Source organism: Duganella sp. 1224 (genome assembly GCF_013408245.1).
Classification (GTDB): Bacteria; Pseudomonadota; Gammaproteobacteria; order Burkholderiales; family Burkholderiaceae_D; genus Rugamonas.
Window position 1 is genome coordinate 137,499 of the sequence record NZ_JACBYS010000007.1, and the last position, 22,284, is coordinate 159,782.

A 22,284-nucleotide genomic window follows, 5' to 3' on the forward strand; every position below is an offset into this window, starting at 1 on the left:
GCTGCCGATGACCTCCCCTCCACCGCAGCCTGAAGGAAGCACTATGAGCAATATTTTCACCGGCACCATCCCGGCCCTGATGACGCCCTGCACCGCCGACCGCACGCCGGACTACGACGCGCTGGTGCGCAAGGCGCGCGAACTGATCGATGCCGGCATGAGCGCGGTGGTGTATTGCGGCTCGATGGGCGACTGGCCGCTGCTGAGCGAGGCGCAGCGCCAGGAAGGCGTGGCGCGGCTGGTGGCGGCCGGCGTGCCGACCATCGTCGGCACCGGCGCGGTCAACTCGAAAGAAGCGGTGGCGCACGCGGCGCACGCGGCCAAGGTCGGCGCCCAGGGCCTGATGGTGATTCCACGCCTGCTGTCGCGCGGCTCGTCGCCGGCGGCGCAGAAGGCGCACTTCTCGGCCATCCTGGCGGCCGCGCCCACGCTGCCGGCGGTGATCTACAACAGCCCGTACTACGGCTTTGCCACCCGCGCCGACCTGTTCTTCGAACTGCGCGCCAAGCACCCCAACCTGATCGGCTTCAAGGAATTCGGCGGCGCCGCCGACCTGCGCTATGCGGCCGAGCACATCACCAGCCAGGACGATGACGTGACGCTGATGGTGGGCGTGGACACGCAGGTGTTCCACGGCTTCGTCAACTGCGGCGCGACCGGCGCCATCACCGGCATCGGCAACGCGCTGCCGCGCGAGGTGCTGCACCTGGTCGAGCTGTCGCGCAAGGCGGCAGCTGGCGACGCGGTGGCGCGCCGTCAGGCCCGCGAGCTGGAGGCGGCGCTGCTGGTGCTGTCCTCGTTCGACGAGGGCACCGACCTGGTGCTGTTCTACAAATACCTGATGGTGCTGAACGGCGACCAGGAATACACGCTGCACTTCAACGAAACCGACGCCCTCAGCGCCAGCCAGCGCCGCTACGCGGAAACCCAGTACGGGCTGTTCCGCAGCTGGTACGCGCAGTGGTCGAAAGAAGTGGCGGCGTGAAGGGTTTTGCCGTCACCACGGTAGCGGAGCAGGCGGCCGACGCCTTGCGCCGCAAGATCATGTCGGGCGAATTGCCGGAAGGCGTGTCGCTGCGGCAGGATGCGCTCGCCGCCGAGTTCGGCATCAGCCGGATACCGGTGCGCGAGGCGCTGGTGCAGCTGGAGGGCGAAGGCCTGGTCAAGATCGTGCCGCACAAGGGCGCGGTGGTGTCCGGGCTGTCGATCGACGAGATCAGCGAGCTGTTCATGCTGCGCGCGCTGCTGGAGCCGCTGCTGCTGAAGAAATCCGCGCCGCGGTTGACGGCGGCAGACTACGCCGAGCTGGACGCCATCCTGGCCGAGTACCAGGTCGAGCTGAACGCGCAGCACACCACCCGCTGGGGCGAGCTCAACACGCGCCTGCACGACGTGCTGCTGTCACGTGCCGAGCAGCCGCGCACCGCCGCCATCGTCGCCACGCTGCTGCAGCAGACCGACCGCTACACGCGCATGCAGCTATCGCTGAGCGCCGACAGCATCAAGCAAGCCCAGCAGGAACACGAGGAACTGGTCCGCCTCTGCCGCAGCGGCGACGTCCGCGCCGCCGCCGCGCTGCTGAAGCGCCACATCGAACACGCCTGCAAGGATCTGGAACAATTCATCTTATCGCAGCGCCGTTAAGGTCCGGTTGCCGGTCTCCTCGCATTGCGCCACATCATAGTGGCTCTACTTGCATTTTGTGGCGTCGAGCGCATACTGGCCGAATGAACTCTCTCGATATTCTTGGCTACTGCAAACGACTGGAAGCCGTTGGCATACCGCGCGAACAGGCGGAGGTACACGCGCAGGTACTGGCCGAGGTGATGGCACAAGTTGCCACCAAGGATGACCTGGCGGGACTGAAAGTGTGGGTAGAGTTGTATGTGAAGGAGCAGATCCAGTCACTCAAGGCGGATATGCTGAAATGGCTCGTCACCATTTCTGTCGCGCAGGCCAGCTTGCTGTTAGCTGCCCTGCGCTACCTGCCGCATTAAGCGAACTGGGTGAAGTCCGGTTTGCGTTTCTGGAAGAAGGCCATGAAGGCTTCCTTCGCTTCCGGGGACGACAGCATGTTGCCGAAGTGGGTGTTTTCGGCGGCAATGGCGTCGCTGGTTGGCGCTTTGCGGGCGGCTTTCATCAGTTCTTTGGTCACGCGGATCGAGCTGGCTGGCAGGGCGACCAGTTTGGCGGCCTGGGCTTCCGCAAACGCGCGCAGGTCGTCCACCGGCAGCACTTTCGAGATCAGGCCCATGTCCAGCGCTTCCTGCGCGCCGAAGGCTTCGCCCAGCATCAGTTTCTCGGCCGCGCGCGGGTAGCCGGCGATTTGCGTCAGCAGCAGGCTGGAGGCGAATTCCGGGCACAGGCCGAGCTGCACGAACGGCATCGAGAATTTGGCGTTGTCGGCGGCGTAGACCAGGTCGCAGTGCATCAGCAGCGTGGTGCCGATGCCGACCGCGTTGCCGGCCACCGCGGCCACCACCGGCTTGGTCGAGCCGCTCAGCGCCATCATGAATTTGTAGACGGAACGGTCTTCAATCGCGCCGCTGCTCGGGGCGTTTTTCATGAAGTCTTCCAGGTCGTTGCCGGCGGTGAAGATGTCGGATTTGCCGGTCAGCAGAATCGCGCGCACGGCGGTGTCGGTTTCGGCGGCGGTCAGGGCGTCGGCCATGGCCTGGTACATCGCGGCGGTGATGGCGTTCTTGCGCTCGGGACGGTTGAATTCCAGGGTCAGGATGCCGTTCTCAATGCTGCTTAAAATTTCCATGTGTGTCTCCGAAGCCTGATGTCGTTCCGGCGAAGGCCGGAACCCATAGAACGCAGAAACGCAAGCGAAGTATGGATTCCGGCTTTCGCCGGAATGACAACGTGTTGGCTGTGTTTGTATTACACGCGCTCGATGATGCCGGCCGCGCCCATGCCCGCGCCTACGCACATGGTGACCATGCCGTATTTCAGGTTGTTGCGACGCAGTGCGTGTACCACGGTCGCCGCGCGGATCGCGCCGGTGGCGCCCAGCGGGTGGCCCAGTGCAATCGCGCCGCCCATCGGGTTGACCTTGGCCGGATCCAGGCCCAGATCGCGGATCACCGCCAGCGCCTGCGCGGCAAACGCTTCGTTCAGCTCGATCCAGTCCAGCTGGTCCTGGGTGATGCCGGCGGCTTTCAGCGCATCCGGAATCGCGAACTTCGGACCGATCCCCATGATTTCCGGCGGCACGCCCTTGACGGCGAACGACGAGAACTTGGCCAGCGGCGTCAGGTTGTGTTCCTTCAGGATCTTCTCGGACACCACCAGCAGCGCGCCGGCACCGTCGGACATCTGCGAGCTGTTGCCGGCGGTGACCGAACCCTTGGCGGCGAAAACCGGCTTCAGCTTGGCCAGGCCTTCCATGCTGGTGTCCGGACGCGCGCCTTCGTCGGTGTCGACGGTGCGGGTCTTGACCTTGATCTCGCCGCTAGCCAGAACCGGCGTGCGGGTGATGATCTCGACCGGGGTGGTTTCGTCCTTGAAGAAGCCGGCCTGCTGCGCGGCGATGGCGCGGCGGTGCGATTCGACCGAGAACGCGTCCTGGTCTTCACGCGACACTTTCCACTGCTCGGCCACTTTTTCGGCGGTCAGGCCCATGCCGTAGGCCATGCCGACGTTTTCGTCGGTGAACATGTTGAGGTTCATCGATGGGTGATGGCCCATCATCGGCACCATGGACATCGACTCCACGCCGCCGGCCAGCATGACATCAGCTTCGCCGACGCGGATGCGGTCGGCCGCCATCGCCAGGGCGGTGATGCCCGAGGCGCAGTAACGGTTGATGGTGACGCCGCCGACAGTCTTCGGCAGGCCGGCCAGCAGCACCGATTGACGGGCGATATTGAAGCCCTGCTCCGCTTCCGGGAACGAGCAGCCGATGATGGCGTCGGTGATCAGCGCCGGGTCCAGGCCAGGGGCCTGGGCCAGTGCCGACTGGATCACCTTGACCAGCAGGTCGTCCGGGCGGGTCTTGTTGAACATGCCGCGCGGCGCTTTGCCGATAGGGGTACGGGTCGCGGCAACGATGTATGCGTCTTGAACTTGTTTGCTCATTGTCTTATTCCTTAGTTGCGGACTGGCTTACCGGTTTGCAGCATGCCCATGATGCGCTCCTGGGTTTTCGGATGGTTCAGCAGCTCCAGGAAGGCCTTGCGTTCCATGTCCAGCAGCCACTGTTCGCTCACGAACGAACCCTGATCGATGTCGCCACCGCTGACGATCTGCGCGATCATGTCGCCCAGCTTGAAGTCGTGCGCGGAGATGAAGCCGCCGTCACGCATGTTGACCAGCTGCGCCTTGATGGTGCCCCAGCCGTAGCGGCCGGTCACCTGGATCGGCGCCTTCAGCGGCGCGCGGTAGCCCTTGTCGAACATGGCGCGCGCTTCGGTCTTGGCCACGTACAGCAGTTCGTACGGGTTGAAGACGATGACGTCGTCTTCCTTCAGGTAGCCCATCGCCTGCGCTTCCAGCGCCGATTTCGACACGTTGGCGGTGGCGGCGTTGGTGAAGCCGGTTTTCAGGAATTGCAGGATGTCGGTGCCCTTGGCTTCCTTGTAGGCGCGCTGGGCCGCTTCCTTCAGGCCGCCGCCGGCAGGGATCAGGCCCACGCCCACTTCCACCAGGCCGATGTACGATTCGATCGAGGCCACGCGTTTCGACGCGTGCAGCGCCATTTCGCAGCCGCCGCCCAGTGCCAGGCCTGCCACCGCGGCCACCACCGGCACGTTCGAATATTTCATCGCCATGAAGGTGTCTTGCAGCTCCTTGATGATCGGATCGACTGCCTTGGCGCCGCCGCTCATGAAGGCTGGCAGTGCCGATTGCAGGTCGGCGCCGGCCGAGAAGGCGCCGCCGTCGGCCGCGTCCGCGCTCCAGATCACCAGGCCCTTGAAGTTCTTCTCTGCTTCGGCCAGTGCTTTCTTGAAGCCGGCGATCACGCCCGGGCTGATCACGTGCAGCTTGGTCTTGAGCGAGATGACCAGGATGTCGTCGCCCGAGTGCCACAGGCGCACGTCGTCGTCTTCGTGCACGGTGGTGCCGGCTTTGCGGCCGTCGATTTCGCCCGAGCCCAGCACCGGCGCGCGGAATTCCTGGCGCTTGTACACGGCCAGGTCCGAACGCGGGATGTAGGCCTTGGCTTTTGGCGACCACGAACCTTCCGCGGTGTGCACGCCTTTTTCTGCGACCGGGCCTTCGAATACCCAGGCTGGCAGCGGCGCGCTGCTCAGCGCGTGGCCGGCGTCGATGTCTTCCTTGACCCACTGGGCCACTTGCGTCCAGCCGGAAGCCTGCCAGGTTTCGAACGGGCCCACGGTCCAGCCGAAGCCCCAGCGCATGGCGAAGTCGATATCGCGCGCGTTGTCGGCAATGTCTTCCAGGTGCACGGCGATGTAGTGGAAGGCGTCGCGGAAGATCGCCCACAGGAACTGCGCCTGCGGGTTGGTCGATTCGCGCATCGCCTTCATCTTCTTGACCGGATCTTTTTCCTTCAGGATGCGGGCCACGATGTCGGCCGCCTTGGCGCCGCCCGGCACGTATTCACCGGTGGCGAAGTCCAGGCGCAGGATGTCCTTGCCGACTTTCTTGTAGAAGCCGGCGCCGGATTTCTGGCCCAGCGCGCCCTTCTCGACCAGCTTGGCCAGCACGGCCGGGGTCTTGTAGACCGATGCGAACGGATCGTTCGGCAGGTAGTCCTGCATGGTCTTGATCACATGGCCCATGGTGTCCAGGCCGACCACGTCCGCGGTGCGGAAGGTGCCCGACTTGGCGCGGCCCAGCTTGGCGCCGGTCAGGTCGTCGACCACGTCCACCGACAGGCCGAACTTCTCAGCTTCGTGGACGATGGCCAGGATGCCGAACACGCCCACGCGGTTGGCGATGAAGTTCGGCGTGTCCTTGGCGCGTACCACGCCCTTGCCCAGGGTCGAGGTCAGGAAGCCTTCCAGCTGGTCGGCGATCTCCGGCTTGGTGTCCGGGGTCGGGATGATTTCCACCAGGTGCATGTAGCGCGGCGGGTTGAAGAAGTGCACGCCGCAGAAGCGTGCTTTCAGGTCCGCGTCGAAGCCTTCGGCCAGCTTGCCGATCGACAGGCCCGAGGTGTTCGAAGCAAAAATCGCGTTTGGCGCAATGTGCGGCGCGACTTTCTTGTACAGGTCGTGTTTCCAGTCCAGGCGCTCGGCGATGGCTTCGATGATCAGGTCGCACTCGGCCAGCTTGGCCAGGTCGTCCTCGTAGTTGGCGACTTCGATCAGCGCCGCGTGCTCCTTGTTGCCCAGCGGTGCAGGCGACAGTTTCTTCAGGCCTTCGATCGCCTTCAGCACGATGCCGTTCTTCGGCCCTTCCTTGGCCGGCAGGTCGAACAACACCACAGGCACTTTGGCGTTGACGCAGTGGGCGGCGATTTGCGCGCCCATCACGCCGGCGCCCAGCACGGCGACTTTTTTAACGATGAAATTGGTCATTGTCGTTTCCTCTTAGAACAGGTCGGCGTCGAGGGCCATCAGGTTGGCGGAGCCCGAGCGTGCCTGGCGGATCAGGGTTGCGGTTTCTGGTTGCAGGCGGGCGAAGTAGAAGCGCGCGGTCGCCAGCTTGGTCTTGTAGAAGGTGTCGCTGCTGTCCTGTTTTTCCAGCGCGATCTTGGCCATCTGCGCGAAGAAGTAGCTGTACACCAGGTGGCCCACCACGCGCAGGTACGGCACGGCGGCGGCGCCCACTTCGTCGGCGTTCTGGAAGGCTTTCATGCCGATTTCCATGGTCAGCTTGGTGACTTTGTCGCCCAGGTCGCCCAGCGGGGTGATGAATTCGCTCAGGTTTTCGTCCAGGCCGTTTTCTTCCACGAACGACTTGATCTTCTCGCCGAACTTGCGCAGCTTGGCGCCGTTGTCGCCCAGGATCTTGCGGCCCAGCAGGTCCAGCGACTGCACGGTGTTGGTGCCTTCGTAGATCAGGTTGATACGGGCGTCGCGCACGTACTGCTCCATGCCCCACTCGCTGATGTAGCCATGGCCGCCGTACACCTGCATCGCTTCCGAGGTGGCGATCCAGGCGTTGTCGGTGATGAAGGCCTTGACGATCGGGGTCAGCAGCGCGACTTCATCGGCGGCTTCCTTGCGCACGTCTTCGTCCGGGTGGTGCAGTTCGCGGTCGATCTGCAGCGCCACGTACGAGGTGAAGGCGCGCGCGCCCTCGGCGTAGGCACGGCCGGTCAGCAGCATGCGGCGCACGTCCGGGTGGACGATGATCGGATCGGCTGGCTTCTCCGGATTTTTCGGGCCGGTCAGCGAGCGCATCTGGATGCGGTCCTTGGCGTAGGTCACAGCGTTCTGGTAGGCCACTTCGGTCAGCCCCAGCGACTGCATGCCGACGCCCAGGCGGGCGGCGTTCATGAACACGAACATCGCTTGCAGGCCCTTGTTCGGCTGGCCGATGATCCAGCCACGCGCGCCGTCCAGGTTCATCTGGCAGGTCGAGTTGCCGTGGATGCCCATCTTTTCTTCGATGGCGCCGCAGGTGATCGGGTTGCGCTCGCCGATGCTGCCGTCCGCGTTCGGCAGGAACTTCGGCACCAGGAACAGCGAGATGCCCTTCGAGCCTTCCGGCGCGTCCGGCACGCGGGCCAGCACCAGGTGCAGGATGTTTTCCGACATGTCGTGCTCGCCGGCCGAGATGAAGATCTTGTTGCCGGTGATCAGCCACGAGCCGTCGGCCTGCGGCAGCGCTTTCGAGCGCAGCATGCCCAGGTCGGTGCCGCAGTGCGGTTCGGTCAGGCACATGGTGCCGGTCCATTCGCCCGAGACCAGCTTCGGCAGGTACAGTTTTTTCTGTTCGTCGGTGCCGTGTTCCTTCAGGCACTCGTAGGCGCCGTGCGACAGGCCCGGGTACATGGTCCAGGCCTGGTTGGCCGAGTTCAGCATCTCGTAGAACGAGTTGTTCAGCACCACCGGCAGGCCCTGGCCGCCGAATTCCGGATCGCACGCCAGCGCGGCCCAGCCGCCTTCCACGTACTGCTTGTAGGCTTCCTTGAAGCCTTTAGGAGTGGTCACCGATTTGGTCGCGCCATCGTAGTGGCAGCCTTCGCGGTCGCCGCTGTGGTTCAGCGGGAACAGCACTTCGGAGGTGAACTTGCCGCCTTCTTCCAGCACCTGGTTGATGATGTCGGCGTCGACTTCCGCGTAGTTCGGCAGCGCCTTCAGTTCATCTTCCACTTTCAGGAACTCATGCAGAACGAATTGCATATCCCGGATTGGCGCGACGTATTGACCCATGGTTTTCTCCTGATGACTACTTTAGTGTTTGAATTTAAATGACTTGCGCAACCACCGCGGCCGGTGATTGCGGGTTGCGGTAGGTTTCGATCAAGCGCTCAAAGCCCTTGCCCGCACGCTCCAGGCTGCCTGGAATGCGCAGGAAGCGGCCGTCGTGGTGCAGGGCCAGGATCAGGCCGTACATCTCGTAGACCAGCTGCTGCGGATCGGTGCCTTGCTTCAGGTCGCCGGTCTCGATGCACTGCTGCACGCAGCGCAGCAGCGCGCCCTGCCAGGCGCCGACCATGGCCATCAGCTCCTCGCGGATCGGGCCGGGGCGGTCGTCATACTCGACCGCGCCGCTGATGTAGATGCAGCCCGAGGCCACCTCCACGCTGACGCGCTTGACCCAGCGCGCAAACATGGCCTGCAGGCGGGCAATGCCGCGTGGCTCCTTGACGCTCGGGAAGAACACTTCCTGCTCGAAACGGTGGTGATACAGCTTCAGCACTTCCAACTGCAAATCTTCACGCGATCCGAAGTGCGCGAACACGCCGGATTTGCTCATGTTCATCTTATCCGCGAGCAATCCGATGGTCAGACCTTCCAGACCATCGCGGCTGGCCAGGTCCAGCGCCACGTCCAGGATTGCCGCGCGTGTTAACTCGCCTTTGCGCATAAATTTAGTTGAGGTATTAATAAGATTGCATCCCAGGGTAAGGTTTAAATCATGGAGAAGGATTATTCTGCTCCAGTTAAATTTACTCTGTGTGAAAAGAATTGCGAACGCTCGTACTATTATCCACTTGGGGGTGAATGTCAAACAGTACCTTTAGAGGTGGGGTTCTATTGCTGCAGCGCAGCAGCACCCCCGCACGGCGATCCGTCGCGGGGTCTGCCCCCGTACGGGGTCAGACCCCTCTCGCGCCTGGGGGTGAAAGCTATTGCGACTCGCCAACTTTGCCCAGCAGGCGGCGGTCGCGCTTGGTCGGACGGCCCTTGATGTGCGCGCCCGGTTCACGGTACAGGCGGCGGTTTTCCGCCACCGCCACCCGGCGGGCGACACTGACGTCGGTTTCTTCATACAGATTGCGGGCCACGGTGGCCGGGCCGCGCACATCGGACAAGCCCATGACATCAACCTCCCACTGATCCGAGCCATTATCGATTTCCAGCACGTCGCCGATCTTGACGTTGCGCGCCGGCTTGGCGCGGTCGCCGTTGACCACCACCCGGCCGCGATCCACCGCTTCGCAGGCCAGCGAGCGGGTCTTGAAGAAGCGCGCCGCCCACAGCCATTTATCCAGTCGTACACCTTCGCTCACGCGTATTTCCCCACTGCGAACACCCGCATCAGTAATTTATAAAACACAAACGCCACCTCGTAGCCGATGCGCTTCACATGGCCGACGTGCTCGAAGTCATCGTAGGTGATGACCTTGCCGTCGGCAATGGCCTCCTCGATCTTGACCCGCAGGCTCTGCGCGAACGCCGCGTCCTTGATCACCACGTTGGCTTCCTGGTTCAGGAACAAACTCAGCCCATCGACATTGCTGGAGCCCACCGTGGCCCAGTCGTCGTCGATGACGGCCACCTTGGCATGCAGCTGCGTCTTATGATACTCCACCACCTTGACGCCCGCCGCCAGCAACTTCGGATAGAACGAATGCGCCACCGCGTCCTGCAGCCAGATCTCGCCGACGCCGATCAGCAGCACCACCTCGACGCCGCGTTCGGCCGCCGAGGTCAGCGCGCGGCGGAACTTGCGGCTGGGCGCGAAGTAGGGATTGGCCAGCAACACGCTCTTGCGCGCCTGCCCCAGCGCCTTCAGGTAGGCGCGCTGGATGGTGTGGCGGTTGCGCAGGTTGTCGCGCACCACGAAGCCGGCCTGCACCGCGTGGGCGGCGGCGATCTTCTCGACCTTGCGCATGTCGCGGTACAGGCCGATCCGCTTGATGATGCTGAGCTTGCCGAGGCGGCGCCACTGCGTCACCGCTTCCAGCTGGATCTCGGCCACCAGCGGGCCGCGCACCTGCACCGCGAAATCCCAGCGCGGCGCCGACAGCGCCTTGCTGTGGTCGTAATCGCAGAACATGTCGTCGTTGATGTTGATGCCGCCGACGAAGGCGACGTGGCGGTCCACCACGCAGATCTTGCGGTGGGTGCGCGCGATGCCGCGCCGGAACCACGGATTGAACATGCGGTGCTCGACGCCGCCGGCGGTGAAGGTCTCGTGCATGCTGTTGATCTGGCGGCGGCCGGTGCCCCACCAGTCGGTGATCACGCGCACCTGCACGCCGCGCCGGGCGGCGCCGATCAGCGCAGCCACCACCCGCTGGCCGGTGTCGTCGCCAGCAAAGATATAGGTTTCGAAATAGACCTCGTACTGCGCGGCGTCGATGGCGGCGATGAGCGCGGGAAAATAGTCGGTGCCGGTGTGGAGCAGCGTGACTTCGTTATCGGCGATAAAATTTACGGGGCGCATAGTTGGCGCTCACGCCAGCGTCAGCGACGCGACGATGGGAGCGTGGTCTGAGAGCTTGGCCCACAGACTACCATGCATTACCTCGGCCGTGTCGACCCTGAAACCGCGCACATAGATGCGGTCGAGGCGGAAGAACGGCAGCGCGGCCGGGAAGGTGCGCGCCGGGATGATGCTGTTCTTGCGCCGCAGTTTGCGCATGACCTCGCCCAGCGCGGTGTTCGAGCCCTCGATCTCGTCGAAGGCCTCGACCACGCCAAGCGCGTTGTACAGTTCAGCGCTGAGGGTGTTGCGCCAGTCGTTGAAGTCGCCGGCGATGACCACCGGCTCGCCATTCGGCGCGGATTCCTTGACGGCCGCGATCAGCGCCTGCGTCTGCCGGCGGCGGCTGCCCTCGAACAGGCCCAGGTGCACCACGTAGCAGTGCACCGGGCCGGCCGGCGTAGCCAGCACGCAGTGCAGGATGCCGCGCTGCTCGTAGGCGTGGTCGGAAACGTCGCGGTTGGCCTGGCTGGCGATCGGGAACGCGCTCAGCAGCGCGTTGCCGTGGTGGCCGTGGTCGTAGATGGCGTTCATGCCGTAGGCGGCGTGCAGGTGGCGCGACTCGCCGGCGAAATACTCATGCTGCGCCGCAGCGGGCCAATGCTTGTGACCGAGATGTTCGGCGCCGTACTTGGCGGCCTTGAGGTCGTGTTTGCCCTGGACTTCCTGCAAAAAAACCACATCGGCATCGAACAGGCCGATGGCCTGCTTCAAAGCCATCACCCGCGGTTCCGCACGGATGCTGGACACGCCCTTGTGGATGTTGTAAGTGGCGACACGGATCTTCATGCGGCCCATTTTACTCCCGAGACCGCAAACCCTGCGTGCGCCGCCGCACATTAGCAACCCGTCATTCCGGCGCACGCCGGAATCCATGCTGAGCCCGCAGCACGGTAGGCGGGTTATGGATTCCGGCCTGCGCCGGAATGACGGTGCGGCAGTTGAAGGATGGCTTCGGCGTTGGAGGAGGAGAAGCATTTGTCGGCCGCTTCGAGATAGGGCAGCCAGACGTAATGCAGGTGCTCGCGCGGGCTCAGCGTGATGGGGATGTCGCGCGGGACTTCGACGCTGAACACGTGCTCGGTGTTGCGCGTGACGCCGGGCGCGTAGCGGTGGCGCCAGACCGGATAAATCTCGTACACGTTCGCCAGCTGCCAGTCGCGCAGCACGATGCGCTGGCCGTCGGCGACGATGCCGGTTTCCTCGCACAGTTCGCGGGTGGCGGTGGCCAGCAGCGGTTCGTCAGGGGCATCCAGCGAGCCGGTCACCGACTGCCAGTAGCCGGGCTTGTCGGCGCGTTCGATCAGCAGCACCTGCAGGTCGGCGGTGTGGATCACCACCAGCACCGATTCGGGAATCTTGTATGGCTTCATGGAGGCATAAAAGAAAAGGCGCCGCAGCGCCTTTTCCGAGCAGAACAGATTAGCCGGCTACTTTCGGCTCAGCCGCGCGCAGGCGGATGTGCAGTTCACGCAGCTGCTTCTCGTCGACTTCCGACGGCGCGTGGGTCAGCAGATCCTGCGCGCGCTGGGTTTTCGGGAAGGCGATGACGTCGCGGATCGAGTCCGACTTGGTCATCAGCGTGACGATGCGGTCCAGGCCGAAGGCCAGGCCGCCGTGCGGTGGCGCGCCGTACTGCAGCGCGTCCAGCAGGAAGCCGAACTTCAGGCGCGCCTCGTCGGCGTCGATCTTCAGCGCGCGGAACACTTTCGACTGCACTTCCTCGCGGTGGATACGGATCGAGCCGCCGCCCAGTTCCCAGCCGTTCAGCACCATGTCATAGGCCTTGGCGATGCAGGCGCCCGGATTGGTTTCCAGCATGTCCTCGTGGCCGTCCTTCGGCGCGGTGAACGGGTGGTGGGTCGCGGTCCAGCGGTCGGCTTCCTCGTCGTATTCGAACATCGGGAAGTCGACCACCCACAGCGGCGACCAGACGTCGTCGAACAGGCCGGCGGCCTTGCCGAATTCCGAGTGGCCGATTTTCACGCGCAGCGCGCCGATGGCATCGTTGACCACCTTGGCCTTGTCGGCGCCGAAGAAGATCAGGTCGCCGTCTTCGGCGCCGGTCAGTTCCAGGATCTTGGCCAGAGCGTTGTCGTGCAGGTTTTTCACGATCGGCGACTGCAGGCCGTCACGGCCCTTGGCCTTCTCGTTGACCTTGATGTAGGCCAGGCCCTTGGCGCCGTAGATGGCGACGAACTGGGTGTACGCGTCGATTTCCGAGCGCGGCATGTCGGCGCCCTTCGGCACGCGCAGGCCGACCACGCGGCCGTTCGGCAGGTTGGCGGCACCCGAGAACACCTTGAAGTCGACGTCCTTCATGACCTCGGTCAGTTCGGTGAACTGCAGCTTGACGCGCATGTCCGGCTTGTCCGAACCGTAGCTGCCCATGGCTTCGGCGAAGTCCATCACCGGGAACGGGTTAGGCAGGTCGACGTCCATGGTGTTCTTGAACACCTTGCGGATCATGTCCTCGAACAGGTCGCGGATTTCCTGTTCGGTCAGGAACGAGGTTTCGCAGTCGATCTGGGTGAATTCCGGCTGGCGGTCGGCGCGCAGGTCTTCGTCGCGGAAGCACTTGGTGATCTGGTAGTAGCGGTCGAAGTTGGCCACCATCAGCAGCTGCTTGAACAGCTGCGGCGATTGCGGCAGCGCGAAGAAGTTGCCGGCGTTGACACGCGACGGCACCAGGTAGTCGCGCGCGCCTTCCGGGGTCGACTTGGTCAGCATCGGGGTTTCGACGTCGATGAAGCCCAGCTCGTCCAGGTATTTACGCACTTCCATCGTCACCTTGTAGCGCAGGCGCAGGTTGTTCTGCATCTGCGGACGGCGCAGGTCCAGCACGCGGTGGGTCAGGCGGGTGGTTTCCGACAGATTGTCGTCGTCCAGCTGGAACGGCACGGCCACCGAGGCGTTCAGCACTTCCAGCTCGGAGCAGATCACTTCGATCTTGCCCGACTTCAGGTTGGCGTTGACGGTGCCGGCCAGGCGGTCCTTGACCACGCCGGTGACGCGCAGGCAGAACTCGTTGCGCACGGCTTCGGCGGCCTTGAATACTTCAGCCTGTTCCGGATTGCATACGATCTGCACCAGGCCCTCGCGGTCGCGCAGGTCGATGAAGATCACGCCGCCGTGGTCGCGGCGACGGTGTACCCAGCCGCACAGGCTGACGGTTTGGCCAAGCAGCGCTTCAGTGGTGAGGCCGCAGTAGTGAGTACGCATTGAGGACATGTTTATTTCTCGGTTCAGGTTAAGTTACTCAGTTAATCTTGGTGGTTTCAACGGCTTTGGGCGTATCTTCCGGCGCCACCACACCCATCGAAACGATGTACTTCAGGGCCGCGTCGACGGTCATGTCGAGTTCGACCACATCCTTCCTGGCCATCATCAGGAAAAAGCCCGAGGTCGGGTTGGGCGTGGTCGGCACGTACACGCTGACGTACTCGCCGACCAGGTGGTTCTTCACATCCCCGCCCGGCGCGCCGGTCAGGAAGGCGATGGTCCACGAATTCTGATGCGGATAGGGCACCAGCACCGCCTTGCGGAAGGCGTTGCCGGACGACGAGAACAGCGTGTCCGACACCTGCTTGACGCTCGAATACAGCGAGCTGACCACCGGAATGCGGGTCAGCAGCTTTTCCCACAGGCGCACCACATAGTTGCCGACCAGGTTGTTGGTCAGCAGGCCGGTCAGGAACACGATGACGATGGTCAGCAAGGTGCCCAGGCCGGGGATATCGAAGCCGATCAGGGTACGCGGCTGCCAACGCTCCGGCACGAACAGCAGGGACTGGTCCATGGTGCTGATCACCAGATTCAGCACCCAGGCGGTGATCGCCAGCGGCACCAGAATCAGCAAGCCGGTAATGAAATATTTACGCATCGATGTCCTTGTGTGTGGATGAAATGCTTCAGGTGTCGCTGCCGCCCGTCTTGGCCGGCGCGGGCGCCGGCGCCGGTGCCGCGCTCTCGGCGGACGAGGACGAGGACGCGGCCGGCGCCGTGCCGGTCGCCGGCGGCGTGCCGCCACGGAAGTCGGTCACATACCAGCCCGAGCCCTTCAGTTGGAACCCGGCGGCGGTCACTTGTTTCTTAAACGACTCCTTGCCGCACGACGGGCAAACCGTCAACTGCGGGTCGGAAATCTTCTGCAAGACGTCCTTGGCAAAACCGCATGCGTCACAGCGGTACGCGTAGATCGGCATCTATTACTCCGCAAAAATCATCAAAACCCTGAATTATAAAGCCTTTTGCCGGCCACCTGACTGTTTCCTCTAGCCAAGGCCTCCACGGTAATCGTTTTCATAGTAAAAAACTATTCGCCTATTGTTTGCGAGCATGTTTTAATGCCTGTCTACAAGCGCTGATTTCCCAATCCCTGAATCGCCGCCTCGTTTGCCGTCCCGGACTGACGACGCTCCAACTCTTTGATTCTTTGGGAAATACCATGAAAAAATACCTGACCGCCGGCTTGCTGGCCGCTTGCCTGACCGCCCCCGCTTTTGCCGCCAACAACAAATTCGTCGCCCAGTCGCCGGAAGAACCGTTGCATCGCCGCGCCATCGTGCTGTGCATGGCGGTGATGATCGGCCTGCAGTACCTGCGCCACCTGCCCAACCTGCCAACCCGCCGCCACGCCCACAGCGGCAAATGAGGGGCGCGGTCGTTTTCGCGCTGGTCGCCGCCTTGCTGAACGCCGGACCGGCCGCAGCGATGCGGGCGCGTGACTACCTGGACGATCAGCGCGGCCCGGTGACCTTGCGCTTCGACCGGCCCACTCCCAGCATCGACATCACGCCGCCGCTCGACACGGCCGCCGTGCTGACGCCAGCCGGCGACGCGCAGTTGCCGCCGCCGCACGCCCGGCATGCGCATCCGCCGCCACCAGCCAGCCCGGTGCCGGAGCCGTCCGGCTGGGTGATGCTCGCGTGCGGCGCGCTGATGCTGCTGCTGGTGCCGCACCGGAAAGCCGACGCCGTGTTCGACATCGGCAAACGCCGACGCTAGGCGGCTATGCGGCCGCTCGCACAGACGAGCTCGGCCGATCTCTTTATAACGGTAACCACCTATACAAGGAGATCAATATGATGAAAAAACTTCTGCTTGCTGCCGCCATTGCGGCTTCCGCCGGTACCGTTACCCTGCCCGCTGCCGCCGCCGTCATCGTGGTGCAGACCGCGCCGCCGCCGCTGCGCGACGAGGTGGTGCCGCCGCCGCGCCACGGCTACGTGTGGGCGCCCGGCTACTGGGACTGGCGCAACAACCGCCACGTGTGGGTCAAGGGCCATTGGGAGCGCGAGCGCCGCGGCTACGTCTATCACCAGCCAGCCTGGGTGGAACGCGACGGTCACTGGGAAATGTCGCGCGGCCGCTGGGCACGCGGCGACAACGACCATGACGGCGTGCCGAACGGCGTGGACAATCATCCCAACAATCCGCGCCGCGACTAAGCCGCGCTAGCGGCGACGCCACACCATCCAGCGCTCCTTGCCGGCGAACACCGGGATGGAGTCGCTGACGGCGTCGTCCACAATGCAGTCGAAATCCGCGCGCAGCAGCTCGTCCAGCTGCGCGCGGCTGATGCCAAACGGTGGCCCTTTCGGCGCGTCGTCAAAGAAGAAATACCCCGCCAGCAGCGCCCCCGGCGCCAGCAGCTGTGCCCAGCGCGCCGCCACCCGCGGCCACATGGCGCGCGGCATCGCGCACAGGAAGGCACGCTCATAGATCAATTGCAGCGGCACGGCCGGCTGCCACGCGAAGAAATCCGCCTCGACCACCCGCGCCGCGTGCGCGCCCGCCGCCTGCCTGCCTTGCGCCACGGCAGCCGGCGAGAAATCGATGGCGGTGGCGTTCCAGCCGCGCCGCGCCAGAAACGCCAGCTCGTAGGCCGAGCCGCAGCCCGGAATCAGCGTCACCAGCGGCGCGCTGGTGGCGGCGAAGTCGCGCAACGCCTGCGGCACGCCGCCATGGTCCCATGGCGTGAAGCGGCGCTCGAAACGCTCATCCCAGAACGCCGGCGACAGAGGATCGCGCTGCTGGAAGTCCGCCATGGCGCTTACAACAGATGCGGGAAGCGCTGGTAGAACTGGAACGCCGCCACGCCCAGCGCAAACGCGCCGGCAAAGTAGATGACCAGGCTCAGCATGCGGTTGGTGCGCTGCTGCTCCATGATCAGCACCTTGATCAGTTCGGTGTTGTCGTTGGGTTTTTCCGCCGCCCGTTCCAGCGCCTGGTGCGCCAGGCGCGGCAGTTGCGGGAAGATGTGGGCATAGCGCGGCGCCTCGGCCTTCAGGCGCTGCATGAAGCCTTTCCAGCCGACCTGCTCGGCCATCCAGTTTTCCAGGTAGGGCTTGGCGGTCTTCCATAGATCGAGATCGGGATCGAGCTGGCGCCCCAGGCCCTCGATGTTGAGCAGCGTCTTTTGCAGCAGCACCAGTTGCGGCTGCACTTCAACGTTGAAGCGGCGCGAGGTCTGGAACAGGCGCAGCAGGATCTGGCCGAACGAGATGTCCTTCAGCGGCCGGTCGAAGATCGGCTCGCAGCAGGCGCGCACCGCCGATTCCAGCTCGTCGACGCGGGTTTCCTTCGGCGCCCAGCCGGACTCGATGTGGGCCTCGGCCACGCGCTTGTAGTCGCGGCGGAAGAAGGCCAGGAAATTCTGCGACAGGTAATCCTTGTCGTAATCGGTCAGCGTGCCGACGATGCCGAAGTCCAGCGCGATGTAGCGGCCGAAGGTTTCCGGCTCGACCGACACCAGGATGTTCCCCGGGTGCATGTCCGCGTGGAAAAAGCCGTCGCGGAACACCTGCGTGAAGAAGATCTCCACGCCGTCGCTGGACAGCTTTTTCAGGTCGACGCCGGCCGCCTCCAGGCGGTCGATCTGCGACACCGGAATGCCGTGCATGCGCTCCATGACAATGACGTTGGTGGAGCAGTAATCCCAGTGCATCTCCGGCACCAGCAGCAGCTGCGAATCGGCAAAGTTGCGGCGCAGCTGGCTGGCGTTGGCGGCCTCGCGCATCAGGTCCAGCTCGTCGTGCAGGTATTTGTCGAACTCGGCCACTACCTCTTTCGGCTTCAGGCGCTTGCTGTCGGCCCAGACGTTGCTGATCCATTCGGCCGCCACGTGCATCAGCGCGACGTCGTCGTCGATGGTTTTCTTCATGCCCGGACGCAGCACCTTGACCGCCACCTGGCGGCCATCGCGCAGCGTGGCGAAGTGCACCTGCGCGATCGAGGCCGAGGCCACCGGATTGCGCTCGAAGGTGGCGAACAGCTGCTCCGGATGCGCGCCCAGCGACTTGCGAATCTGCGCGATGGCCAGGTCGGGATCAAACGGCGGCACGCGGTCCTGCAGGCGCGCCAGCTCGATTTGCAGGTCGGGCGGAATCAGGTCGCTGCGGGTGGACAGCACCTGGCCGAACTTGACGAAGATCGGCCCCAGCTCCTCCAGCGCCAGGCGCAGGCGCACGCCGCGCGGCGTGGACAGGTCGCGCCAGAAAAACACCGTGTCAATCAGCTTGGTAATGCGCGGTTTCTTCAGGCCGGAGATGGCGATTTCATCGAGGCCGTAGCGTACCGATACCCGCAGGATTTTCAGCAGGCGCAACAATTTCAGCATTATTGGGATCCCAGTTTCTGTTCCAGTTTGGCCAGGCGCTTGGCGGTGCGCTCGACGTCATCGCGCAGGCGGGTGACGTCGGCCGAGAAGGCGGACACGGTCTGCGGCCGCACCAGCACCTGTTTTTCGTCGAGCAGGAACTCGGCAACGTTCTCGGCCAGCTTCTGGTGGCCAGCCTTGACCGCCGCAAACGCGGCCCGGGCGCCGGAGACGGCGCGCACGGCGGCGATCGGGCCGACCACCTTTTCCAGGTCATGCTCGGCTTCCCAGCGTAGCGACTTGCTCAGGCTGGAAATGGCGTTGGCGAATTCGGCGTCGCCCTCGATCTGCACGTAGGAAAACGCGCGCTCGCGGTTCTGGGCGATCAACGGCAGGTCGGACAGCTTGACGCGGATGGTGACGCGGGCCGGCGCATCGGCCGGCGCCGGCTCCAGATAACCATCGGCGGTCACGCGCAGGCGCAGCGCGGCGGCGCTGGCGTCAATGACGGCGATCTTGCCGGCGTGGCGCTGCAACTCCTGGCGCGCCCACGGCTCCTGCGCCAGCAAATGGTTGATGGCGGCGCTGGCGGGCGCCGCGGAGAAACTGCCTGGATTCAATGAAATCATAAGATAGCCATGTAAAACAAAACCGCCCAGAACAGGGGCGGTTTTGATCTTACCAGTTTAGCGCGCTTTACCCCCAAACCGGTGCGCCGCCGTAGGGTCTGACCCCGTACGGGGTCAGACCCTGTATGGCCGTGCGGGGTCAAGCGAATTGCTGAATACCAGCCAACAGCCAGCCATTGGAACCATCGCGCGGCTTCACCAGGTTCCACACCTCGTTCAGCGGCTCGGCCAGCGCGTCCGGCGCCGGCTTGACCATGCCGCTGAAGCGCACGCTGGCCAGGTAATCGGTATCGTTGGTCTCGATGCCCAGCAGCTCGGCGTCCAGGCTGACCACGTCGGTGTAATCGGCCACGGTGCGCTCGCTGAGCTGCAGCTTCATCTCGGCAAACACTTCCGGCGTGGTGAACTCGCGGATATCGGCCACATCGCCCTTGTCCCAGGCCGCCTGCAGGCGGATAAAGTTACCCTTGGCCACGCGCAGGAAAGCCGCCTGATCAAAATCGGCCGGCACGCCCCACTGCTGATGCGGCACCGGCGCGGCGGCAGGGGCCGGCGCTGGCTGCAGGCGCGCACCGATCTCCGGCGTCGCCGAACCACCTTGCGGCGGCATCGCATACACGTTCTGGTTGCCGCCAAACGCCGCCGGCGCCGTGGCCGGCTGCGACTTGCCGCGAATCAAACGAATGATGAAGAGCACCACCCCTGCCAGCAGTGCCAGCATGATGATGGTGCCCAGCGCGCTGGCCAGGGCGCCGCCCATGCCGAAGTGCGAGAACAATGCGCCCAGGCCCAGCCCCAGCAGCGCACCGCCGAGGATGCCCTTCCATGGGCTAGGCTTCGGCGCGGCAACCGGCGGCGCGGCCGGGGCCGGCGCAGGCTGGGCCTGGCGTGGCGCTTGCTGCGGCGCCTGCTGGGCAGGCGGCATGCGGCTGACATTCTGCGACTGGCGGCCAAACGAACGGCCACCGCCGGCTGGGCGGGCCATGGCCTCGGTCAGCAGCGACATGGCGGAAACGGCGATTACCGCGCCGATCAGGATTTTTTTCAGATTCATGGTCACTCCAGTCATCACATTTTGATACCGGTGTGCAAAGCGGCCACACCTGCCGTCAGGTTGTAATACGTTACGCGTTCCAGGCCGGCCTCTTCCATCATGGCCTTCAGCGTTTCCTGGTCCGGGTGCATGCGGATCGATTCCGCCAGGTAACGATAGCTTTCGGCGTCGCCGGCGATTTTCTGGCCCATCCATGGCAGCACCTTGAACGAGTACAGGTCATAAGGTTTTTGCAATGGCTCGGCCACCTTGGAAAATTCCAGCACCAGCAGCTTGCCGCCCGGCTTCAGCACGCGGCGCATTTCCTTCAGCGCCTGATCCTTGTGCGTCATGTTGCGCAGGCCGAAGGCCACGCTGACGCGGTCGAAATAGTTGTCCGGGAAAGGCAGTTTCTCGGCATCGCACAACAAGGTGGGGGTCAGCAGGCCGCGATTCAAGAGGCGGTCGCGGCCCACGCGCAGCATCGATTCGTTGATATCGGTCAGCCACACCTCGCCGGTCGGGCCGGCCTGCTTGGCGAACACCTTGGCCAGGTCGCCGGTGCCGCCGGCGATGTCCAGGCACTTGAAGCCCGGACGCACGGCCGCGTTGGCGATGGTGAAGACTTTCCACAAACGGTGCAGGCCGGCCGACATGACGTCGTTCATGATGTCGTACTTGGCGGCGACGGAGTGGAAAACCTTGGCAACTTCGCGGACTTTGTCTTCTTCCGCAACGGTTTTGTAACCGAAGTGAGTGGTATTGGTCATGGTATGCAGGCCTGTTAGTTTGCCAGCATTATACAAGCTGAAACGCTGAAGGGCTGCTTAGAAACATGGCAGCCCTGACAACTCGATCATTACCGCGCCGGCAGGTGACGCCATTCCAGGCCCAGCGCGGCGCGCTTGGGGAAGCCCTTCCACAGGCCGGGGTCCGGTTTGATGGTGCCGTCGGCCTGCAGGGGCGGCAGGTCGAGGTAGGCTTGCAGCGGTTCGTGCTTGAGCTGGACGCCGAGGAAGGCTGTCACGAAGTGCTGGTTGATGTTGTTGATACGGCGGCTGTCCCACACCGGCTCGGAGTAGGACTGGAAGTCGTCCGGATTGCTCCAGTGGGCCGGCGATGGCGGGTTGGGCGCCGAGTTGTGGCGGCCGCCGACGTAGGTCAGCAGGTAGCGGTCGGCGTGCACCGTGCCCTGGAACAGTTTCAGCACGCCATCCTGATAGCCGGCCACGTCGTCCTGGTCGCCGCTGATGAACAGTGTGGGCGTGCGCACGCCGGCCAGGCCGGCATCGTCCCAGATCTTGTGCGCGCCGCCCCACGGGGCAAATGCCACCACGGCCTTGAGGCGCGGGTCGCGCTGCGCTTCGTATTGCGCGTTGCCCTGCTGGTTGACGGCCAGCGCGCCGCCCGGCACGTAGGCCACCGCCGCCGCGCTGATGCCGGCGCCGACGGTGTTCAGTGCGCCGTAGCCACCCATCGAATAGCCGATCAGGGCGGTGTTGTCGGTGTCCACCAGGCCGGCGAGGAAGTTGCCGCTGCCCGGCTTGGCCCAGGCGGTGACGGTGTCCAGCACGAACAGGTCGTCCAGGCGGCGGTTCAGCAGCGTGCTGGGGAAGCCGGTCTTGTCGGCGCGCGTGGATTCGGGATGGTCGATGGCGACCACCACGTAGCCTTTCGACGCCAGATTCTCGGTCAGGTAGCTCATTTGCAGGCGCGAGCCGGGATAGCCGTGCGAGACGATCACCAGCGGATAGCGCGCGCCCGGCGCGCCGCCCGGAGTCGCGGCGGCGGCCGCAGCGCCGACCGATGCCGCGGTTGTCGCCGCAGCCGGAGCGCTGGCCGCGACGGCCTGCGCCGCAGCCAGCGGTGCAGCATCGCGCGCCGCGCGGCCGTTGAACTGGAACGGCGTATTCGGCCGCTTGGGATCGCCCGGCCCGGAGCCCAGGACGTCGGTGTAAACCACATGCTCCTTCTGCCCCGCCGCCAATCGCGCCGGATACCACACCTCCAGCGTCAGCTTGCGGCTGTAGCGCGGATTCGGCTGATCGGCGCTGGCATGCAGGATGTCGAATTGGTCCTTGTGCTCCGCCGTCAGCGTGCGCACGCCGACCTGCAACGGCCCGCGCGCAGCCAGTTCCGGCGCATCCGGCCGCGCATCGCCGTAATACTCATGCGCCCCCGCCACGCCCACGGCCAGCGCCGCCACCAACACCCATCCCTTCATG

General features: G+C 64.4%; 24 protein-coding genes. 6 read left to right on the forward strand and 18 right to left on the reverse strand.

Annotated elements, in window-relative coordinates; genetic code table 11:
• Positions 1-43 precede the first annotated feature (43 nt).
• From FHW58_RS23315 to FHW58_RS23325, 3 genes are all read left to right on the forward strand, one after another.
• Complete coding sequence (locus FHW58_RS23315) at positions 44-985, forward strand: dihydrodipicolinate synthase family protein (RefSeq protein WP_179675579.1); 942 nt, start codon at positions 44-46, stop codon at positions 983-985.
• A complete protein-coding gene (locus FHW58_RS23320) occupies positions 982-1,644 on the forward strand; it encodes a GntR family transcriptional regulator (RefSeq protein WP_179675580.1) in 663 nt (220 codons plus the stop codon). Before FHW58_RS23315 ends, FHW58_RS23320 begins: the two co-directional genes overlap by 4 nt.
• Positions 1,645-1,727: 83 nt before the next feature.
• Positions 1,728-1,997, forward strand: coding sequence for a hypothetical protein (locus FHW58_RS23325; RefSeq protein WP_179675581.1), 270 nt, complete (start codon positions 1,728-1,730; stop codon positions 1,995-1,997).
• Here FHW58_RS23325 and FHW58_RS23330 read toward each other — a convergent pair.
• The 12 genes from FHW58_RS23330 to FHW58_RS23385 all read right to left on the reverse strand — a co-directional run bounded on the left by FHW58_RS23330 (position 1,994) and on the right by FHW58_RS23385 (position 15,002).
• Entirely contained in the window at positions 1,994-2,767 is a 774-nt protein-coding gene (locus FHW58_RS23330) for an enoyl-CoA hydratase (RefSeq protein WP_179675582.1), read from the reverse strand. The two genes, FHW58_RS23325 and FHW58_RS23330, sit on opposite strands and share 4 nt — an antisense overlap.
• Positions 2,768-2,886: 119 nt before the next feature.
• Positions 2,887-4,083, reverse strand: coding sequence for an acetyl-CoA C-acyltransferase (locus tag FHW58_RS23335; protein WP_179675583.1), 1,197 nt, complete (start codon positions 4,081-4,083; stop codon positions 2,887-2,889).
• Positions 4,084-4,094: 11 nt separating this feature from the next.
• Positions 4,095-6,491 carry a 3-hydroxyacyl-CoA dehydrogenase/enoyl-CoA hydratase family protein gene (locus tag FHW58_RS23340; RefSeq protein ID WP_179675584.1) on the reverse strand — a complete coding sequence of 799 codons (2,397 nt, stop codon included), beginning with the start codon at positions 6,489-6,491 and terminating at the stop codon, positions 4,095-4,097.
• 12 nt (positions 6,492-6,503) lie between these two features.
• The gene (locus FHW58_RS23345; protein ID WP_179675585.1) at positions 6,504-8,294 is read right to left on the reverse strand and encodes an acyl-CoA dehydrogenase C-terminal domain-containing protein; all 1,791 of its coding nucleotides are present in this window, start codon (positions 8,292-8,294) and stop codon (positions 6,504-6,506) included.
• Positions 8,295-8,328: 34 nt separating this feature from the next.
• Positions 8,329-8,952, reverse strand: coding sequence for a TetR/AcrR family transcriptional regulator (locus tag FHW58_RS23350; RefSeq protein WP_179675586.1), 624 nt, complete (start codon positions 8,950-8,952; stop codon positions 8,329-8,331).
• 262 nt (positions 8,953-9,214) lie between these two features.
• Positions 9,215-9,598 carry a S4 domain-containing protein gene (locus FHW58_RS23355; RefSeq protein WP_179675587.1) on the reverse strand — a complete coding sequence of 128 codons (384 nt, stop codon included), beginning with the start codon at positions 9,596-9,598 and terminating at the stop codon, positions 9,215-9,217.
• A complete protein-coding gene (clsB, locus tag FHW58_RS23360; protein ID WP_179675588.1) occupies positions 9,595-10,758 on the reverse strand; it encodes a cardiolipin synthase ClsB in 1,164 nt (387 codons plus the stop codon). The genes FHW58_RS23355 and clsB overlap by 4 nt, the downstream gene beginning before the upstream one ends.
• 9 nt (positions 10,759-10,767) lie before the next feature.
• Complete coding sequence (locus tag FHW58_RS23365) at positions 10,768-11,586, reverse strand: endonuclease/exonuclease/phosphatase family protein (protein WP_179675589.1); 819 nt, start codon at positions 11,584-11,586, stop codon at positions 10,768-10,770.
• 113 nt (positions 11,587-11,699) lie between these two features.
• Positions 11,700-12,170, reverse strand: coding sequence for a dihydroneopterin triphosphate diphosphatase (gene nudB, locus FHW58_RS23370; protein WP_179675590.1), 471 nt, complete (start codon positions 12,168-12,170; stop codon positions 11,700-11,702).
• Positions 12,171-12,219: 49 nt separating this feature from the next.
• A complete protein-coding gene (aspS, locus tag FHW58_RS23375) occupies positions 12,220-14,019 on the reverse strand; it encodes an aspartate--tRNA ligase (RefSeq protein WP_179675699.1) in 1,800 nt (599 codons plus the stop codon).
• Between the two features lie 37 nt (positions 14,020-14,056).
• Complete coding sequence (locus FHW58_RS23380; RefSeq protein ID WP_179675591.1) at positions 14,057-14,680, reverse strand: DUF502 domain-containing protein; 624 nt, start codon at positions 14,678-14,680, stop codon at positions 14,057-14,059.
• Positions 14,681-14,708: 28 nt separating this feature from the next.
• A complete protein-coding gene (locus FHW58_RS23385; RefSeq protein ID WP_179675592.1) occupies positions 14,709-15,002 on the reverse strand; it encodes an FmdB family zinc ribbon protein in 294 nt (97 codons plus the stop codon).
• 242 nt (positions 15,003-15,244) lie between these two features.
• On the opposite strand from FHW58_RS23385, the gene FHW58_RS23390 reads away from it, so the two are divergent.
• The 3 genes from FHW58_RS23390 to FHW58_RS23400 all read left to right on the forward strand — a co-directional run bounded on the left by FHW58_RS23390 (position 15,245) and on the right by FHW58_RS23400 (position 16,247).
• Positions 15,245-15,451, forward strand: a complete 207-nt coding sequence (locus FHW58_RS23390; RefSeq protein WP_179675593.1) for a hypothetical protein — start codon at positions 15,245-15,247, stop codon at positions 15,449-15,451.
• Positions 15,448-15,804: a hypothetical protein gene (locus FHW58_RS23395; protein ID WP_179675594.1), complete on the forward strand. Its 357-nt coding sequence runs from the start codon at positions 15,448-15,450 to the stop codon at positions 15,802-15,804. Before FHW58_RS23390 ends, FHW58_RS23395 begins: the two co-directional genes overlap by 4 nt.
• A 77-nt stretch (positions 15,805-15,881) precedes the next feature.
• Positions 15,882-16,247 (forward strand): YXWGXW repeat-containing protein, encoded by a 366-nt coding sequence (locus FHW58_RS23400; RefSeq protein ID WP_308937281.1) that lies wholly within the window; start codon positions 15,882-15,884, stop codon positions 16,245-16,247.
• Positions 16,248-16,253: 6 nt separating this feature from the next.
• Here FHW58_RS23400 and FHW58_RS23405 read toward each other — a convergent pair whose 3' ends face one another.
• The 6 genes from FHW58_RS23405 to FHW58_RS23430 form a co-directional block, all read right to left on the reverse strand.
• Entirely contained in the window at positions 16,254-16,847 is a 594-nt protein-coding gene (locus FHW58_RS23405) for a methyltransferase domain-containing protein (protein WP_179675595.1), read from the reverse strand.
• A gap of 5 nt (positions 16,848-16,852) precedes the next feature.
• A complete protein-coding gene (gene ubiB / locus FHW58_RS23410) occupies positions 16,853-18,421 on the reverse strand; it encodes a ubiquinone biosynthesis regulatory protein kinase UbiB (protein WP_179675701.1) in 1,569 nt (522 codons plus the stop codon).
• Positions 18,418-19,026, reverse strand: coding sequence for an SCP2 domain-containing protein (locus FHW58_RS23415; RefSeq protein ID WP_179675596.1), 609 nt, complete (start codon positions 19,024-19,026; stop codon positions 18,418-18,420). Before FHW58_RS23415 ends, ubiB begins: the two co-directional genes overlap by 4 nt.
• Before the next feature lie 139 nt (positions 19,027-19,165).
• Positions 19,166-20,080, reverse strand: coding sequence for a Tim44 domain-containing protein (locus FHW58_RS23420; protein ID WP_179675597.1), 915 nt, complete (start codon positions 20,078-20,080; stop codon positions 19,166-19,168).
• Between the two features lie 14 nt (positions 20,081-20,094).
• On the reverse strand, positions 20,095-20,829 hold the full coding sequence (gene ubiE, locus FHW58_RS23425) for a bifunctional demethylmenaquinone methyltransferase/2-methoxy-6-polyprenyl-1,4-benzoquinol methylase UbiE (RefSeq protein ID WP_179675598.1): 735 nt from the start codon (positions 20,827-20,829) through the stop codon (positions 20,095-20,097).
• 89 nt (positions 20,830-20,918) lie between these two features.
• Positions 20,919-22,283: an alpha/beta fold hydrolase gene (locus tag FHW58_RS23430; protein WP_179675599.1), complete on the reverse strand. Its 1,365-nt coding sequence runs from the start codon at positions 22,281-22,283 to the stop codon at positions 20,919-20,921.
• Position 22,284: the final 1 nt, after the last annotated feature.